The sequence below is a fragment of the Colwellia sp. BRX10-4 genome (assembly GCF_014077465.1).
Lineage (GTDB): Bacteria > Pseudomonadota > Gammaproteobacteria > Enterobacterales > Alteromonadaceae > Colwellia_A.
The window spans coordinates 39,892-58,508 of sequence record NZ_JACGVZ010000004.1; the positions used below are offsets into that span (position 1 = coordinate 39,892).

At 37.3% G+C, this 18,617-nt stretch carries 13 protein-coding genes and 1 tRNA gene; 13 read left to right on the plus strand and 1 reads right to left on the minus strand.

Annotated features, from left to right (window positions below):
• The first annotated feature begins 426 nt into the window (after positions 1-426).
• The 9 genes from H4J67_RS05370 to H4J67_RS05410 all read left to right on the plus strand — a co-directional run bounded on the left by H4J67_RS05370 (position 427) and on the right by H4J67_RS05410 (position 10,023).
• Positions 427-693: a hypothetical protein gene (locus tag H4J67_RS05370; protein WP_182174212.1), complete on the plus strand. Its 267-nt coding sequence runs from the start codon at positions 427-429 to the stop codon at positions 691-693.
• Entirely contained in the window at positions 693-1,364 is a 672-nt protein-coding gene (pnuC, locus tag H4J67_RS05375; protein WP_182174209.1) for a nicotinamide riboside transporter PnuC, read from the plus strand. The genes H4J67_RS05370 and pnuC overlap by 1 nt, the downstream gene beginning before the upstream one ends.
• Positions 1,365-1,368: 4 nt before the next feature.
• Positions 1,369-2,307, plus strand: a complete 939-nt coding sequence (locus H4J67_RS05380) for a phosphotransferase (protein WP_182174206.1) — start codon at positions 1,369-1,371, stop codon at positions 2,305-2,307.
• A 354-nt stretch (positions 2,308-2,661) separates the two neighbouring features.
• Positions 2,662-3,711, plus strand: coding sequence for a hypothetical protein (locus tag H4J67_RS05385; RefSeq protein ID WP_182203117.1), 1,050 nt, complete (start codon positions 2,662-2,664; stop codon positions 3,709-3,711).
• A 386-nt stretch (positions 3,712-4,097) separates the two neighbouring features.
• Positions 4,098-5,006, plus strand: coding sequence for a sulfate adenylyltransferase subunit CysD (gene cysD, locus H4J67_RS05390; protein ID WP_182174200.1), 909 nt, complete (start codon positions 4,098-4,100; stop codon positions 5,004-5,006).
• A complete protein-coding gene (gene cysN / locus H4J67_RS05395; RefSeq protein WP_182174197.1) occupies positions 5,006-6,418 on the plus strand; it encodes a sulfate adenylyltransferase subunit CysN in 1,413 nt (470 codons plus the stop codon). The genes cysD and cysN overlap by 1 nt, the downstream gene beginning before the upstream one ends.
• Before the next feature lie 154 nt (positions 6,419-6,572).
• On the plus strand, positions 6,573-8,297 hold the full coding sequence (locus H4J67_RS05400) for an SLC13 family permease (RefSeq protein WP_182174194.1): 1,725 nt from the start codon (positions 6,573-6,575) through the stop codon (positions 8,295-8,297).
• A gap of 32 nt (positions 8,298-8,329) precedes the next feature.
• Positions 8,330-8,980, plus strand: a complete 651-nt coding sequence (gene cysC / locus H4J67_RS05405) for an adenylyl-sulfate kinase (protein ID WP_182174191.1) — start codon at positions 8,330-8,332, stop codon at positions 8,978-8,980.
• A 62-nt stretch (positions 8,981-9,042) separates the two neighbouring features.
• On the plus strand, positions 9,043-10,023 hold the full coding sequence (locus H4J67_RS05410) for a DHHA1 domain-containing protein (RefSeq protein ID WP_182174188.1): 981 nt from the start codon (positions 9,043-9,045) through the stop codon (positions 10,021-10,023).
• 83 nt (positions 10,024-10,106) lie between these two features.
• Here H4J67_RS05410 and H4J67_RS05415 read toward each other — a convergent pair.
• Positions 10,107-10,183, minus strand: a tRNA-Arg gene (locus H4J67_RS05415).
• 238 nt (positions 10,184-10,421) lie between these two features.
• Here H4J67_RS05415 and H4J67_RS05420 point away from each other — a divergent pair.
• The 4 genes from H4J67_RS05420 (at position 10,422) to prsR (ending at position 18,613) form a co-directional block, all read left to right on the plus strand.
• Complete coding sequence (locus H4J67_RS05420) at positions 10,422-11,390, plus strand: efflux RND transporter periplasmic adaptor subunit (protein WP_182174184.1); 969 nt, start codon at positions 10,422-10,424, stop codon at positions 11,388-11,390.
• Positions 11,391-11,395: 5 nt separating this feature from the next.
• Positions 11,396-14,446 (plus strand): efflux RND transporter permease subunit, encoded by a 3,051-nt coding sequence (locus H4J67_RS05425; protein ID WP_182203119.1) that lies wholly within the window; start codon positions 11,396-11,398, stop codon positions 14,444-14,446.
• Positions 14,447-14,473: 27 nt separating this feature from the next.
• Complete coding sequence (gene prsK / locus H4J67_RS05430) at positions 14,474-16,507, plus strand: XrtA/PEP-CTERM system histidine kinase PrsK (RefSeq protein ID WP_182174178.1); 2,034 nt, start codon at positions 14,474-14,476, stop codon at positions 16,505-16,507.
• Between the two features lie 753 nt (positions 16,508-17,260).
• Complete coding sequence (gene prsR, locus H4J67_RS05435) at positions 17,261-18,613, plus strand: PEP-CTERM-box response regulator transcription factor (protein ID WP_182174175.1); 1,353 nt, start codon at positions 17,261-17,263, stop codon at positions 18,611-18,613.
• Positions 18,614-18,617: the final 4 nt, after the last annotated feature.

Genomic DNA, 18,617 nt, shown 5'->3' on the forward strand with positions numbered 1-18,617 from the left:
GTGGCTTAGAGCAATGAGATCCTGAAACAAGTTCAGGATGACGGGTTTTTTAGCTTGGCAGGGCAGTTGTTAAAAACCGCCATGCCGTTATGTTGAAGTAACATGCCGTAATACTGAAGTAAAACGTCGTCTTGTTGAACTAACACGTCGTCATGCTGAATTTATTTCAGTATCTGTATTCGTGGCTTAGAGCAATGAGATCCTGAAACAAGTTCAGGATGACGGGGGTATTCAGGATGACGGTTTTTTTAGCTTGGCAGAGCCGTTGTTAAAAACGGCCTTACCGTTATGTTGAAGTAACACGCCGTCATGCTGAATTTATTTCAGTATCTGTATTTGTGGTTTAGAGTAATGAGATCCTGAAACAAGTTCAGGATGACGGGTTTTTTGTTCACTTGAAAAAGTGGCATACCATTAGGAAATAATATGAAAATATCTATAGAAATTAGTTTGTATCCTCTAGCAGAAGAAAAATTTAAAACTGAAATTTGGGCATTCATTAAGCGCCTTCGTAATGTAGTGGGCTTAAATGTAGTGACTAATGGCATGAGTACACAAGTATTTGGAGACTACGACTTAGCTACCCGTCATGTCATGGCAGAAATAAAGCATGTCCATCAAACCTTAAATGCTGCTGTTTTTGTATGTAAGTTTATTGGTGGTGATCGCTCAGAAGTCGAAGCTGAAAGCTAATGGTTGAATCTTTATCAGCAACAGTCAATTACTTTACGCATTTGCCTCTCTGGGAATTATTAGCGGTAATTTCAGCATTATTTTATGTGGTGTTAGCGGCAAAAGAAAATATTTGGTGTTGGCCAGCTGCACTAGTGAGTACCATTATTTATAGCGTTATTTTTTATGATGTTTATTTATGGATGGACGCCTTATTGCAGGTTTATTATTTAGCAATGGCCATTTTTGGCTGGTATTGCTGGCGCCATGTTTCTTTGTCGCAAAATAACACAAAAAATAATAGTCATTCAGGCACATCATTAGCCATTCAAAGCTGGTCGCTACTCTTTCATATCAAAATAGTGGTCTTACTAGCTGCTTGCTCTTTGGCTATTGGTTGGCTAATGGACAATTACACGCCAACACACTTCCCTTATTTAGATTCTGCAACTACGGTATTTGCGGTGTTTGCGACTTATTTAGTCACTAAAAAGGTTTTAGAGAATTGGTTATACTGGATAGTCATCGATTTTGTTTCCATTTATCTCTATTTAGAAAAAGGCTTGCAACCTACCGCTGTGTTATTTGGCTTATATGTAGTGATGGCTATGGTCGGTTATGCAATTTGGTACAGCAAATATCAAAAGAGTCATCAACAAGCAACAGGCAATGTAGCCTCGGCGACTGAGTAGTTGAGTGGCGGCTTTAATCAATCAAAAAAGTAACAGCAACTCTGAAGAGATTAAAGCCTTACCTTGTTTTACTCATCGCGATTGTAAAATTGAGCGATTAACAGGGGGGGAAAGTCATCAATGTTTTAAAGTGACGGTTAACAAAAATACTATTGAGCAAAATTTTTTTGTAAAGTCCTTTGCGGGCCATCAACAAACAGCAAAAGCCGAGATTGCCAGTCACTTATTAGCAGCAAACATGGCTGTAGCACCGGCTATTATTTATCATTCAGCATCATGGCTTGTTACCGAGTTTATTAACGGTGATTCATTAACCTGTTTTTATAAGCAACAAACTGTCAGTGCAGCTAATAACAAACTTACGGTGGCGATGTACTTAATGGTAAAAACTCATCAGCTAACGCCACCAGAAAATCATCCGGTGTTAGCCATTGAAGAGCTGCTTTACCACCAAGCCTCCAATAGTAAACTCTCGCAGTCTCAGCATATCGCGCTACAGAAAATAATCAGCGAAATAACACCTCCGCAAGCCAAGCATAATCACTTAGTACTTTGTCATGGTGATGTTAATTATGAAAACATTCGTGTAAGCGCACTGTTTAATAATGAAAGTCCGCAAAAGCATGCTTGGTTAGTCGATTTCGAATGCAGTTGTTTAGCTGAAGCCGAATATGATCTCGCCATGTTTATCGCAATTAACGAATTCAGTGTTAACGATATAGATGTTCTAATACAAGACTATCAGCAATTTACTAATGCGACGATTGATGAACAAAAAGTGCGTACATATCTCGCTTGTTGTTATCTCATTAATGGCTTGTGGTACTTAGAGGCTGGCTATCAACACAAGCAAGCGAAAAAATTAATGGCTAAGGCACACCAGCAGCTTGTACTTTTTGACCAATTAGGCTTGTTAACAGAAAAAATAACATTATTATTTTAATCTGTACTATCTTTATTATCCTCAGTAAATTACTCAATAATAGCTACTGTTTATAAAGTAGTTATATTGAATTTAGTTACTGACTATTTATTAGTTTATATCAACTTATATCGCGAAGTTACTTTTGTATCACAGTGATTTATTTAAGTTATTGAACATCCGGCACCGTAATAAAAATGCAATAAAGGCTTAAGATTTTAATAATGCAAATCAGCCATTAAATATTTTTTTATTGTTATTCTTTTTGTTGATCAGGCGTGATGTCGATGCTAATATTTACTGCAAAGATCATTCTGTTGTTTATCTATATAACAAGGAATGTTAGGTTTTTTACTTTCAAATCAGGGATTAACAATGAATAAAATTATGCTTACAACAGTTGCTGCGGCAATTTCTTTGACTTTATCGGCATGTTACCAAGATGATGGTACTGTTCTTGCGCCAAACCAAGCGCCGCCGGTTCCACCAACGCCTTCTACATTAGATGTATCAGGTTCTGGTATCAAAGGTGTATTAGCTAACGCTTTAGTTGAGGTTTTTGATAGCTCAGATTTAGAAACTGCTCTAGCAAACACTCAAACAGATGAAAATGGTGATTACACACTTTCATTAACTGATGCTTCTGGTGAAGCAATTACAGGTACTTTTTTTGTAAGCGTAAGTGCTGACGAAGATACTACAATGATTTGTGATGCTACAGTTTGTGGTGACGTAGTTAGAGGTGGCGTTGTTCCTGCTTCACAATTAGCGGGCTTAAAACTTTCAACAATGAGCAATTCTGACGGTAGCGGTACAATCTTTGCTGAAGTTAACGCATTAACAACACTTGCAACTGAAACTATTTTAGCGGTAATTGAAGACGATGCAGATATCGACCTTTCTGACCCAGAAATTTTTGAAGCGTTTCAAGTAGATGCTTCTCGAGTAATTGGTGCTACTTTAGGTTTAGATTTATCTGAAACTAACATTTTTGACGTTGTAATTGTTGATGCTTCAGTATCTGCAAATGTATCAACAGATGATATGGTAGCAGCAACGTTAACGCTTATTAACGGTTCGCTTTCAGGTTTAGAGCCAGGCACTGATGAAACTCTTGCTGATGCAATTGAAACTTATATCGCTGCAGTTAAACTAGTTACCAAAGCGATTATTAATAACCCTGGCGCAGCATTAGATGCTGACACAGTAGCGGCAATGGCAAGTATTAATGCTGTTCAAGCTCAAGTTTCGCAAGCAATTATAGATTTAGCATCAGTTATTTCGGGCGATACAGGTAATGCTGTGGGTATTGTAAATATTCCTGACGTAATCAATCCTGATGATATTGCAGCTTCTGTTGATCTAGATGACGAAATTACTGGCGGTACAGGTGGTACTGGCGGTACAGGTGGTACTGGTGGGTAACTAATCCCAGTAACTATTATCTGAATAAAAACCGATAGATTTATCTATCGGTTTTTTTTTGCCAGAAATGCTCAATAATAATGCTAAATATAGAAAAATAGATCATTATAATCAGCTAAATATTTAATTGCAGAATAACTTCGTCACCGCCATAATCATTGCAAGGTAGCTATATTTAATAATACTAACATAGCGTTTGTAATAGTCGTGCTTTCACTCTTGTTTAGTCGTTTTAATTTAATTCTCTAAGTTAGCTTTAGTTTATGTATAGTTAGTTTATTACAAGCTAGTTATAACCTAAGTTATTTAGTTATTTCGCTATATCGTTTTGGTTTGATATAATTTTTTGTAAGATTTTGACATAAAAAATGTAAAATAGGGCATATATGAATAAGAATAAATTAACACATTTAAAAGCACTGGAAGCTGAATCAATTCAAATAATGCGTGAAGTTGCTGCTGAATTTGATAATCCTGTTATGTTGTATTCAATAGGGAAAGATTCTTCTGTTCTTTTGCATTTAGCGCGTAAAGCTTTTTATCCAGGGAAAATTCCCTTCCCATTAATGCACGTTGATACCGATTGGAAATTCAAAGAAATGATTGAATTTCGTAATAATCTAGCCGAAAAGTATGACTTCGATTTAATCGTCCATAAAAATCCTGAAGGACTGGCTATGGGTGTAGGTCCGTTTACTCATGGCAGTGCAAAACATACCGACATCATGAAAACACAAGGTTTAAAGCAAGCCTTAGACATGCATGGTTTTGACGCCGCTTTTGGTGGCGCTCGTCGCGATGAAGAAAAGTCACGTGCTAAAGAACGTGTTTACTCATTTCGTGATAAAAATCATCGTTGGGATCCTAAAAATCAACGTCCAGAGCTTTGGAATATCTATAACGCTAAAGTTGATCAAGGCGAAAGTATTCGTGTGTTCCCATTGTCTAATTGGACTGAACTTGATATTTGGCAGTATATTTATCAAGAAGATATTGAAATGGTTCCACTTTATTTTGCAGCCAAAAGACCTGTTGTTAAACGTGATGGATCGTTAATCATGGTAGATGATGAACGCATGCCTCTAAATGAGGGTGAAGTGCCTGAAATGAAATCAGTACGCTTTAGAACGCTAGGTTGTTATCCACTTACTGGCGCTATTGAATCGACTGCAACAACATTGCCTGAAATTATTCAAGAAATGCTTTTAACAACCACTTCTGAGCGACAAGGCCGAGTCATTGATAATGATTCAGCCGGTTCAATGGAAAAGAAAAAAATGGAAGGGTACTTTTAATGAACGATGAACAAACATTATTGGCAACAGATATTGAAGGTTACTTAAAACAGCATGAAAACAAAGATATGCTGCGCTTTATCACCTGTGGCAGTGTAGATGACGGAAAGTCGACATTAATAGGCCGCTTACTTTTTGATAGCAAAATGATTTTTGAAGATCAGATGGCTGCTATTGAAAAAGATTCTAAAAAGTTTAATACCACAGATGGTGATTTTGATTTAGCGTTACTCGTTGACGGTTTACAGTCTGAACGCGAACAGGGTATTACTATAGATGTTGCCTATCGTTACTTTGCTACAGAGCAACGTAAATTTATTATTGCCGATACTCCTGGCCATGAGCAATACACACGTAATATGGCAACGGGTGCTTCTACATGTGACTTAGCCATTATATTAATTGATGCGCGTCATGGCGTACAAGTGCAAACACGACGTCATTCATATATCTGTTCATTATTAGGTATTAAGCATGTGGTTATTGCTATTAATAAAATGGATGCAGTAGATTATGACCAAAAAACATACCAAAAAATTAAAAGTGATTATCGTGAATTTGCTAAATCATTAAAAATTGAAGATGTTCGTTTTGTGCCTATTTCAGCTTTACGCGGCGATAACGTAGTTAACGAAAGTGAACATATGCCTTGGTACCCGGGGTCACCTTTACTTAAATTATTGAATACCGTGCAAATTAGCGGTGAAAAAAACAGTGCTTTTCGTTTTCCTGTTCAGTACGTTAATCGTCCTAACTTAGACTTTAGAGGATTTGCCGGTACGATTGCTTCAGGTGAAATACGTGTTGGTGATACTATTGTTGCGCTACCTTCAGGTAAGCAAAGTAAAATTAAGTCGATAGTAACCTTTGATGGCGAACTTGAAACGGCTTATGCCGATATGGCTGTAACGTTGACGCTTGAAGATGAGATAGATGTTAGTCGTGGTGATATGATTGTGCGACCGCATGAGCAACCCGCTTCTTCTAATTCGTTTAGTGCAGATGTTGTGTGGATGGATGAAGCGGCACTACAAATAGACCGTGAATACATTATTAAAGTGGGCACTCATGCCACGTTTGGTTCTGTTGATAAAATAGAGTATAGCGTTAATGTTAATACCATGGAAAAGCAAGACGTACAGCATTTATCGTTGAATGAAATAGGGCGTTGTAATTTTACGTTAAACGAACCTGTGCAGTTTGATGCTTATCAAGAGAACCGTCAAACAGGTGCTTTCATTATTATTGACCGTTTGACCAATGCAACAGTTGGCGCTGGCATGATAGCTTCACAACTGACGCCATTGGAAAAAGGACAGCCTAAAAAGTACAGTGATTACGAACTTGAACTTAATGCTTTTGTTTGTAAGCACTTTCCTCATTGGGGAGCTAAAAATTTAGCTAAAAAGTAACGAGGCTAAAAGATGTAAACTAAGGGCAATGAGGTTTGTGTAAAAAACAGCTAGCAATATCTCAGTTTTTTATTCAGCCGCTTTGTTCTTAGTTGTTATTTACCTCTACTTTTTTCTTAAGATTAGCAGTTAAAAGTTAAAAGGATTTATATATTTGAATATAGATGCAGCGTTCGTACTATTAATTTTTATTAGTACAATTATAGGTTTATTAAAGTTTCAGAAGCAGCCTGGAAAGGTTTTTGGCTTTACTTTTATTGCTCTTATTATTAGTGGACAAGTTTCAAATGAAGCTGTGTTAGCCAGTATGTCTAATAAAGGCTTAATAACGCTTATTTTGTTAATACTGTGTTCTCTAGCGTTAGAAAAAACCCGCTTACTACGCTTACTTGCCAGTAAAGTTTTATTCTCAAGTTATGGCAAAACATGGATCAGGCTTTTTAGTTTAACGGTTGTTTCTTCAGCCTTGTTAAATAATACCGCTGTTGTCTCTACCATGCTGGCGCCGATTCGAAACAACCCTTATCACTCTGCCAGTCGATTATTATTACCTTTGTCTTATGCGGCTATTTTTGGCGGTACGCTAACCTTAATTGGCACGTCTACTAACTTAATTGTTAACAGTTTAGTCTTAAATGCTGACCTACCTGCCTTAGGTTTTTTTGATTTCTTCCCGGTAGGTTTTTTTATCGTCATTACTTGTGGTTGTGCGCTGTGGTTTTTATCTAGATATTTACCCGAGACAGATATTAATTCAACGCTAGAAAGTTCATATTTATTAGATGCTAAAGTAGAACTTAATTCGGCATTGATTGGCAAAACCGTAGAAGAAAACGCTTTAAGGCATTTAGACTCTTTATTTTTAATTGAAATAATTCGTGCTGGGCAAACAATTACGCCTGTTTCACCCGATCAAGTTATTAGTGCCAACGATAAGCTTATTTTTAATGGTGACGTTACTAAAGTAAATCAACTTAAGCAGTTTGATGGTTTAACTGTTTTTGCACACAAGCAAGGGTTGTCTGATGACAACTTGACGGAAGTCTTTATTCGACCTGAAAGTGTACTTATTAATAAAACATTAAAAGGTGTTGGCTTTAGAGCTAAGTTTGATGCCGCTGTGGTAGCAATGAAAAGAGACGGGCAAGCCGTTACAGGTAAGCTTGGGGATGTTAGTATTCGTCCGGGTGATTACTTAGTATTAGCAACTGGCCAAGATTTTAAAGCCAGAAATAATGTTGATAAAAACTTTATTGTTGTCAATGGCGTTGAGCCAGAATCAAAACTGACGGGTAAAAAAGAACCTTTTGTTATTATAAGTTTTTTCTTAACCGTAGCATTAAGTGCACTAGGGATTATTTCTTTATTCAAAGGAATGCTAGTACTATTTTCTTTTTTCTTATTGTCAAATTGCTTGTCTAAAGATGAAGTGATTAGACGTTTTCCAATACAAATTTGGCTGATTATTTCTACGGCGCTAATGCTTGCCAGTGCGTTAATAAATAGTGGGTTATTAACATCTCTTGAAACAATTACTTCTTTTTCTGGCAGTATTACACCGACTGTCGCCTTAATTATTATATTTTTATTGACGGTATTATTAACCGAGTTGGTCACTAATAATGCCGCAGCCGCGCTAATATTCCCAATAGCTTACAGTATAGCGTTGAACTATGGCGTAGATATTACTCCTTTTATTATGGCCGTAGCCTTTGGTGCTAGTGCTAGTTTTATTAGCCCATATGGGTATCAAACCAATTTAATGGTTTTTAGTGCTGGGCAATACCAGTTAATAGATTTTATAAAAATAGGTGTGCCAATTAGCGTTATATATTGCACTACTGCGATAGGTAGTATTTTATATTTCTTTCCTTTTTAGCTATAAATAGCGTTCAATAATAAATGTGAATTATGAAAAAAAATAACCCAGCAAGCCCTTATATAGAAAAAAACAACACAGAAAAATCGTCAGATGTGGTTTGGCATCAACAGAGTGTCACTGCTGAACAAAAGTCCCAGTTAAAAGGCCATAAAGCAGCATTACTATGGTATACCGGCCTAAGTGGTTCGGGTAAATCTACCGTTGCCAACGCAGTTGAGCAGAAATTACTGGAACGTGGCTGTCATAGTTATTTACTTGATGGTGACAATGTTCGCCACGGTTTAAATAATGATTTAGGGTTTACTGACGAAGACCGTATTGAAAATATACGCAGGATAGGTGAAGTGGCTAAGTTATTTGTAGACGCAGGTTTGCTAGTTTCAACGGCCTTTATATCTCCTTTTCAAAAAGATAGAGACCAAGCAAGAGGGTTACTCAAAGACACATTATTTTTAGAGGTATTTATTGATACACCTTTAGATGTTTGTGAAAACCGAGATCCTAAAGGTTTATATAAAAAAGCAAGAGCAGGTGAAATCGCTAACTTTACCGGTATAAGTTCAGCTTATGAAGCCCCTGAAAATGCTGAAATACATATCGAAACAGCGCATTTATCAATTGAACAATGTGCTGATTTAGTGATAAACGCTTTAATAGAAAAACAAATTATAAAATCATAGTCTTTACCAATGGCTTTATCGAAAAGAAATTATTGTAAATAATAACAATAAAGGATTTATCTGTGAATTATGACGTATTTAATGGTGATGCCGACGGAATTATCGCTTTGCTGCAGTTGCAATTAGCCAATCCGACAGTAAGTGTCAAAATTACTGGCGTTAAACGTGATATTGCTTTACTACAACAAGTCGTTGAAATAACAAATGCCCAAGGCAATAGTAGAGACGGGAGTGTTATCCGCGTTTTAGATATTTCAATGGAAAAAAATAAAGACGCATTGAATACCTTATTAGCTGAAGGCGGCAACGTAACTTATATCGATCATCACCGTGCGGGTGACATTCCGGAACATGTAAATTTACAAACGCATATTGATTTAGATGCAAATACTTGTACGGCTTTAATCGTTGATAAGATTTTAGCTGGGAAGTTTCATTATTGGGCAATTTGTGCCGCTTTTGGTGACAATCTTATTGCTAAAGCGACTAAGTTAGCCAAGTTAGCCGGTTTAAACGATAACGAATGCGAGCAGTTAGAAACGTTAGGTACCTTAATTAACTACAATGGTTATGGTTCACATATTGACGACTTGCATTTTCATCCGGCAAGGTTATATGAATTACTGTTAGCTTACTCAAGCCCTTTTGATGCAATTAAAGATCTAGACTCTCCTTATTATATTTTGCAAAAACTATATAACCAAGACCATTTAAAAGCCGTTAACACCAAAGCATTTTATGACACAGCGTTATTAACCGCATTTGAATTACCGGATGAAACATGGGCCAGAAGAATAAGTGGTGTTTTTGGTAATGAATTAGCCAATATAAACCCAAAGAAAGCACACGCTATTTTTACAATAAATACAGATAACACCTATACGGTTTCTTTAAGAGCGCCATTAGCGAATAAACAAGGTGCTGGCGATATTTGTAGTCAGTTTGCGACAGGTGGAGGACGTGCCGCTGCCGCTGGTATCAATGCGCTTCCTAAAGATAAGATTGAAGCGTTTTTAGCTGCAGTAGCAGCTTACTACAGCTAATGAGTGACGTGGTAAAATAGATAAGCGGTCATTGTAAAAATAAAACTGTTTATTTAACGTGAATTTTGTTTTTAGGAAAAAATTGGTCCACCCGACAGGACTTGAACCTGTGACCTCACGCTTCGGAGGCGTGAACTCTATCCAGCTGAGCTACGGGTGGTTTGCTGTGTTAAGCGCGGCAAATACTATAATTAATCGTGAAAATTGTCTAGCTTTGTCGTCTTTATTTTAGGTACAGGGGGGAATTCTATCCATCTTTATTGCGCTAAGCAAAAATAATGAAAAAAGATGTACTTTATTCAGCAACAACCCTAAAGTATTGGCTATAATAAAATCAGTTAATTTAACGCGTTATAGAATTGCATATGAAATCACAGAATAGTTTTTTTAGGTTTTTGATGATAGGAATGACAATTCTTGCATCATCATCGACATTGTCGCAGAGTTACGATTTTGAACAGATCATTGTTGAGCCCTACGCCGATACCATAAAACGGACAGGGAAACTTGATTTTAAAAGAACGTTAAATTTGTCATTTAAAAGTAGTGGGTATTTAGCTAAGTTAGTCTTTGATGAAGGGCAGTACTTTGAAAAAAACCAGCTCATTGCTTCTTTAGATACTCGCGAATTACTGCAAAATAAAAACGCTACTTATGCGCAATTATTACAAGCAAAGCGCGAAGTTAACCGGCAAAAAAAACTACTCGAAAATAAATTAAGTTCAGAACAAGATCTTGATCTTGCCTTAACTCGTGTTGAAACAAGCAGAGCTAACTATCAAGTTGCGTTTTATCATTTTGAAAAAGCACAAATTTTTGCGCCATTTTCAGGTGTGGTATTAAATCGTTATACTGAACTAGGTGAACTACAATCACCAGGAAGTAATGTACTAAAAATAGCCGCATTAGAACAAAATTGGGTGGTAAAAGTTGCCTTAACAGGTAACGAAGTCAGCCAAGTGCGTTTAGGTCAAAAAGTGAATGTTTCTTTACAAGCACTTGGTAGTGTTATTGGCGAAGTAAGTAAAATACCCGCAATTTCAAACACCAAGGGTCATATGTTTATCATTGAAGTGTTGCTACCAAATATTAATCTGAACAGTGGGATTGTTGCTGGGCAAATTGCCGAAATCATTATCGATTTCACTAGTGATAACTTTGTTTATCGCTTACCGATATCAGCATTGATTTCTGTTAACGATAAAGGGCAAGCTGTTGTTATTGTAAAAGACAATCAAGAACTAGTTTATCAGTATTACGATATTTACCGTTTAGATAACCAATTTGTGTATTTGTTTGCTTCAGTTGATGATCAACCCATACAAATAGTCAGTAGTGGCTGGCAACATATTAAATTAGGTAAGTAATTACTATGCTGTTACCTAAACTCGCTATAAAGAACGCACAATTTACCCTAACAATAGTGGTGCTATTAGTACTCGTTGGTATTGTTTCCTACTTTCAAATGCCACGTTCAGAAGATCCACAGTTTGATATGCCCATCACCTTAATTGAAGTGATCTACCCTGGCGCATCACCAACAGATATTGAAACTTTAGTGGTTAATCCGCTCGAAGAAGAATTTTCTGATATAGAAAACATTCAAAAAATAGAATCACAAGTCAAAAATGGTGGTGCACGTATTGAAATTACTTTTCTGTACGGCACAGATCCTGAGGCATCTTATAACAAAGTAAAGCAGGCGGTTTCAACAGTAAAGCCAACACTACCTGAAGGTGTTCATGATTTACTCGTTTTAAAAGCAACGCCTACAAGTGTTGCTATCATGCAATTGGCATTATGGAGTGAGCCAATAGATTATAAAGTTATGGAATTTTATGCCAAACAGTTAGAAAAACGTTTAGAAGCGATTAACGATGTTCGAAAAGCTGATGTTTGGGGTTATCCTCAGCAAATTGTCGCCATTGACATTAATTTAGCACAGCTAAAACATTACGGCTTATCTGTTACCGATATTAACTCAGTTTTACAAGGACGTGCGGTAAATATTACCCCAGGTTATGTTGACGCGAGTTCACGGCGTTTTAATGTAAAAGCCAGTGGTAACTTTGGACAACTAGCTGAGTTAGGTGAAACGGTTATTCGCTCAGATGATAGTTTTGTACTGCGTTTAAAAGACATAGCGACAGTCGAGTTTTCAGGATTAGAACCAAACTATTTAGCTTATTATGATAATAAGCCAGTTATTTTTCTCACTATAGAACAACGACCTAATACCAATATTTTTGGCCTAACTGAAAGTATTGATAATGAAATCGCCAACTTTACTGACAGCTTACCCGACAATATGAAAGTTGATGTTTTGTTTAAGCAAGCCGACAGTGTAGAAATGAGAGTGAATGGTTTTTTTGACAACCTGTGGCAAGGACTGGTGCTCGTCGGCATTATGTCACTGTTATTTTTAGGACTACGTGAATCTTTAGTGGTCATTGCCGTTATTCCATTGTCCTTTTTAGTGGCAATAGGTTGGTTAGACTTTAGTGGCTTTGGTTTACAACAAATGTCTATTGTGGGTTTGATTATCGCTTTAGGTTTACTCGTAGATAATGCGATAGTGGTGACTGAAAGCATCCATAGAGAAAAGAAAACAACAACAAATCTTGCTGAAGCTGCAGCAGCGGGCACAGCAAAAGTAGGTTGGGCAATAACCAGCGGTACTGTTACCACGATGTTAGCGTTTCTGCCTATGTTAATGCTAGCCAGCAACACAGGCGACTTTGTTCGTTCAATGCCGGTAACGGTTGTTTTAGTACTGCTAGCATCTTTATTAATCGCCCTGACATTAACGCCATTGTTAGCCAGTCGTTTTTTTGCAAAAAATACAGCTGAAAATAAAGCTAAAATAAAAACGCTTCAGCATTACGTGAATATATTTGCCGAGCACATTTATGCGAAATGGCTGTCACGATTTATGAATGTCCGCTGGATTGTTATCGCTATTGCCGTAGTCTGTTTGGTGGGTATGTTGTCATTATTTGGTAAAGTGGGAGTGAGTCTTTTTCCTAAAGCCGAAAAGCCAATGATTATGCTTGATGTTGAAACACCGCCCAACTCATCGTTAGCCTATACAGATAGCATCATGCAAAAAATGACTGAGGTTATTGAAAAGCATGAGTTGGTTGATAAAGTTGCTTTAAATGTCGGCAATGCAAACCCGCGTATTTATTATAATCAAATTCCTAAACGTGGTGTGGCAACTTATGGTCAGGTCATTGTTGTATTAAGTGAGTATGATGCACAAAGAGTATCTGATTTTGTTAGTCAACTTCGTGAAGAGTTTGGCAAGTGGCAACAAGCCAAAATTACGGTCAGTGAATTTACCCAAGGACCGGTTACCGATCTACCAATAAGTGTTCGACTAATGGGCGAATCACTGTCTGATTTAGAGCAGGTCGCTAATGACCTTTCAATTATGATGGCAAGCACTAAAGGCATTATAAACATTGATAATCCTATTGGCATTGCTAATACCGAACTCTTACTTGATATTGATTATGAAAAAGCGGGCTTATCTAACATTGATATTAATACCCTTGATATTACTTTACAGACAATACTTTCTGGAACGGCTGTAGGTCGATTTAATGATGATAATGGTGAAAGCTATCCTATTGTTGTGCGCCGTAAAAACCCTGATGTTGACGGTTTAGCTGATATTAATGTCACTAACCGTTTAGGTGAAGCTATTCCGCTTAATCAAGTTATTACTACCAAGCTGCAAAAAGGTCGTACTGAGTTCTATCATTACCAAAAGTTACGTATGGCGAAGGTATCTGCAGATGTTGATAAAAATCATACCGTAAGTGAGTTAACCACTAAAGTTATCGACTACTTAGCGCAGTATGAAATGCCTGAGGGAGTTAGCTATACCTTGGGCGGAGAAGAAGAATCTCGTCAAGAAAACTTTTCAGGTTTAGCACAAATAATGCTGGTTACTGCTATAGGTATATTTGCGGTGTTGGTCTTACAGTTTAAATCGTTTTTACAACCGCTGGTGATATTTACTTCCATTCCATTTGCGATGGCTGGTTCAGTTATAGGGTTATATATTACGGGTCAATCATTTTCGATGATGGCATTTATAGGTTTAATTAGTTTGTTTGGTATTGTGGTGAATAACGCCATTATATTAATTGATACGGCGAACCGTAACTTTGTTGAGTCGAATAATTTAAAGCAAGCGATACTCGATGCCAGTGCCACCCGTTTTACCCCAATACTATTAACAACATTAACGACTATTGGCGGCTTATTACCACTCACTCTTTTTGGCGGCGGTTTATGGCAGCCATTAGGTACAGTGATTATTTCAGGATTATGCGTTTCGGCGATTGCTAGTTTTCTACTGGTACCGGTATTAACTGAAATATTTACTAAAGAAAATGCAGTGCAGAACGATTAAACAAAAACTCAATAAGAAGTTTATATTATGGATTCATTAGGGCTCTTTGGTTATTCGTTAGCGAGTGCTGCATACTTTGTTTTTGCATTACTCATTTTTGCGGCGCGAAATAAGACAAGCCTAGCTCGCTGGGTATTAGTTTCAGTATTAGTAACCGTCATTGCTAATGTGGTTGCTGCCTTGCAAATACAGATCGGCTTTAGTTTGCAGTGGGCAATGCTTGCTGACGGTCTTAAAGTAGCTTGTTGGTCATTGTTAATTCTACTTTGTAACACCGAACAACGTTCTTTTCGAGCGATAATTGCGAATTCACATATTCGTCAATATATCAAAGTTTGGACCATACTCATGGTTGCTTGCTGGTTGGCGAGTGTCTTACTTCATTACTCTTACGAATATTTATTTCTGCTTTTTATTGTGCTTAATTTATGGAGTTTAGTGCTACTAGAACAGTTATACCGAAGTGCTGACTCACAAGTGCGCTGGGCTATTTGGCCGATGGTTATTGCATTAGCCAGCATTGCAATTTTTGACTTTGTTTTATATGCACAAGCCACAATGGTTGATGGTATTGATTTTGATTTTTGGTTTAGTCGTGGCTTTATCTCTCTTATTGTTGTGCCTTTATTACTGATCAGTACTCGACGGATTCGTAATGGCGCGGTAAGGATTTTTGTTTCTCGACATGTTGTTTTTTATAGCTCAATGTTGATGATTGCCGGTATATATTTGTTGGTTATGGCCTTTGCTGGCTATGTTATTAACTACATAGGTGGAGAGTGGGGCAGCGTTGTTAGTATCGGCTTTCTAATGTTAAGTGCTTTGGTCTTAGTCGCTTTATTGATTACCGAATCGTTGCGCCGGAAATTAAAAGTGTTTATAGCAAAAAACTTTTTTGCTAATAAATACGAATACCGAGATGAATGGTTAAACCTTATTGGAAAAATAGAAACCACCAATGCTGAAAGCTATTATCAAATGGCAACTCAAATAATGATGTCAAAAGTAGATGCTTATGCTGGCGCTATTTTGAAAAAAGTAACAGGTCAACGTTTCAGTGTTCAATACTCTGAAAAATTGCTTCTAGATGATACCTTTAATCAACAACTGGTCGAGTGCAGTCTTTTTTGTCAGCGCCAAGGTTGGATCATTGATATTGAAGAATATCGCCAAACGCCAACTGTTTATCCTGGCTTATCTCTAGACTTATCGTTATTCGATACCAAAGACATTAGAATTATAGTCCCTATTTTTATTGGTAAAGCACTCTATGGGATGTTTATTTTAGCGGGAAAAAATGAGGTTAAGCAATTAAATTGGGAAGACAGAGACTTACTTTTCGCCATATCAAAACAGTTAGGAAATTTCGTGTCTTTACATGAAGCTAATGATAAATTAGCAGAATCAAAACAGTTTGATGCCTTTAACCGCATGTCCGCTTTTTTAGTGCATGATTTGAAAAATGTACAAGCTCAGTTAGCACTTATTACCTCTAATGCAGAAAAACACCGAGATAATCCAGAGTTTATTGCTGATGTTTTTGAAACGGTAGAGTCAGCGACAGAACGTTTATCTAAAGTACTTTCGCAATTACGTAATAAACAAGCAGCTCAATCCAAAAGTGAGTTGGTTGATATCTCAGCTGTCATTAACAGTGTAATAGAACAGAGAAATATTGAGTTGCCTAAGGTGACCTTTGATAAAATCAACCATTGCGAAATGGCTATTGATAATGAGACATTTCATTCAGTGCTCAATCACTTAATACAGAATGCACAGGAAGCGACAAGCAAAGATGGCTGGGTTAAAGTAGAACTTACTCAGAGAGAAAACCACATAGGCATTAAAATTTCTGATAATGGCTGCGGTATGTCGACAGACTTTATTAATAATCGACTATTCAAACCTTTTGATACCACTAAAGGTAATGCGGGTATGGGCATTGGTGTCTTTGAGGCTAAGCAATTTTTTGAAGGTATTGCCGGAATAATTAAAGTCGAAAGTATTGAAGATAAAGGCACTGTTTTTATAATAGACTTACCAATAAACCCAAGCTTATAAATGATATATATTACCGTGTAATACAGATCTTGAAATAAATTCAGGATGACGTTTGTGGATTCAGGATGACGATAAATAAGGTTATTTTCCCCCGTCATACTGAACTCGTTTCAGTATCTGGGCTGAGTTCCTGAAATAAATTCAGGATGACGTTTGTAGATTCAGTATAACGTGTGTGGTTTTATGACAACGATAGGTAAGGTTTTTCCCCGTGATGCTGAACTCGTTTCAGTATCTGAGTTAAGATCCTGAAATAAATTCAGGATGACGTAGTGGTTTCAGGATGACGTTCGTGGATTCAGTATGTCGATAGGTAAGGTTGTTTTCCTCCGTCATGCTGAACTCGTTTCAGTATCTGGGCTGAGATCCTGAAATAAATTCAGGATGACGTACTTGGTTTCAGGATGACGTACTTGGTTTCAGGATGACTTACATGGATTCAGTATAACGTGTGTGATTTCTTGACGGCGATAGGTAAGGTTGTTTTTCCCCGTTATGCTGAACTCGTTTCAATATCTGGGCTGGGATCCTGAAATAAATTCAGGATGACGTAGTGGTTTCAGGATGACGTTCGTGGATTCAGTATGTCGATAGGTAAGGTTGTTTTCCTCCGTCATGCTGAACTCGTTTCAGTATCTGGGTTAAGATCCTGAAATAAATTCAGCATGACGTTCGTGAATTCAGCATGACGTACATGAATTTAGGATCAGGCGCTCAAATAAAGTGTATAAATAATAAAAGGGTTTTAGTCGTATGGAAAAGTTACTGATCATTGATGATGATAAAGGAATACAAAAGCAACTTAAGTGGAGCTTATCTGATTATGAGGCTGTATTAGCTGGTGATCGTGAAAGTGCTATTGCTGCAGTACGTCGTTTTGAACCCAAAGTTGTTACGCTTGATTTAGGTTTGCCGCCAGATGAAGCTAATGCCACTGAAGGTTTAGCGGCATTACAGGAAATTTTGACCATAGCACCTCATACTAAGGTGATAGTGATCACCGGCAATGATGATCGTACTAATGCGTTAAAAGCTATTTCGGCGGGTGCCTACGACTTTTATCAAAAGCCAATAGATGCTGATGTGATCAATGTCATTATTGCTCGGGCGTTTAGTGTTTCGGCAATTGAAGAAGAAAACCGTAAGATGCGTCAAGTTGCGGGTAGTGATATTGGCATTATTGGTAACAGTGAAGCTATTGACCGTCTCCGCATGATGGTAAAGCGCATTGCGCCAACACAAATTACAGCCTTATTACTGGGCGAAAGCGGCACAGGTAAAGAAGTAACAGCCAATGCCGTGCATATTGCCAGTGAGCGCAGTAATAAGCCCTTTGTTGCCATCAACTGTGCTTCTATCCCTGAAAACTTATTAGAAAGTGAATTATTTGGTTTTGAAAAAGGAGCTTTTACCGGGGCTCATCGTGCGACTAAAGGCAAAATAGAGTGTGCAGAAGGCGGAACATTATTTCTTGATGAAATTGGTGATATGCCCTTTAGCTTGCAAGCAAAACTATTGCGCTTCTTACAAGAAAAAACAATTGAACGCCTTGGTGGTCGACAAGAAATTAATGTTGATGTTCGAGTGGTTTGTGCAACCAATCAAAACTTAGAACAAATGGTTAAAGATAAAACTTTCCGTGAAGACTTATTTTACCGCGTTAGTGAAATAACCTTAAATATACCCCCACTACGTGACCGAGATGAAGACGTATTAATTCTAGCTCAATATTTTTTACAGATGTACGCACTTGAATATAAACGTAATGTAAAAAGTTTTTCAGAAGACGGTTTAAGTGCTATTAAGGCTCATAAATGGCCGGGTAATATTCGTGAGTTACAAAATAAAGTAAAAAGTTCGGTAATTATGACGACTGGTACACAAGTGACTGCCTTTGACTTAGGCTTTTTTGATCATACGAGTACTGAATTTGAGTTGTCTTTGAATTTACGTTCGGTGCGAGAAAAAGCAGAGTCACTGGCTATTCAAAAAGCTTATGCGTTAGCCGAAGGCAATATGTCAAAAGCTGCAGAATTACTGGGTGTAACTAGACCAACATTGTATTCATTAATTGAAAAATATGGGCTAATAATTAACGAAACCTAGCTGA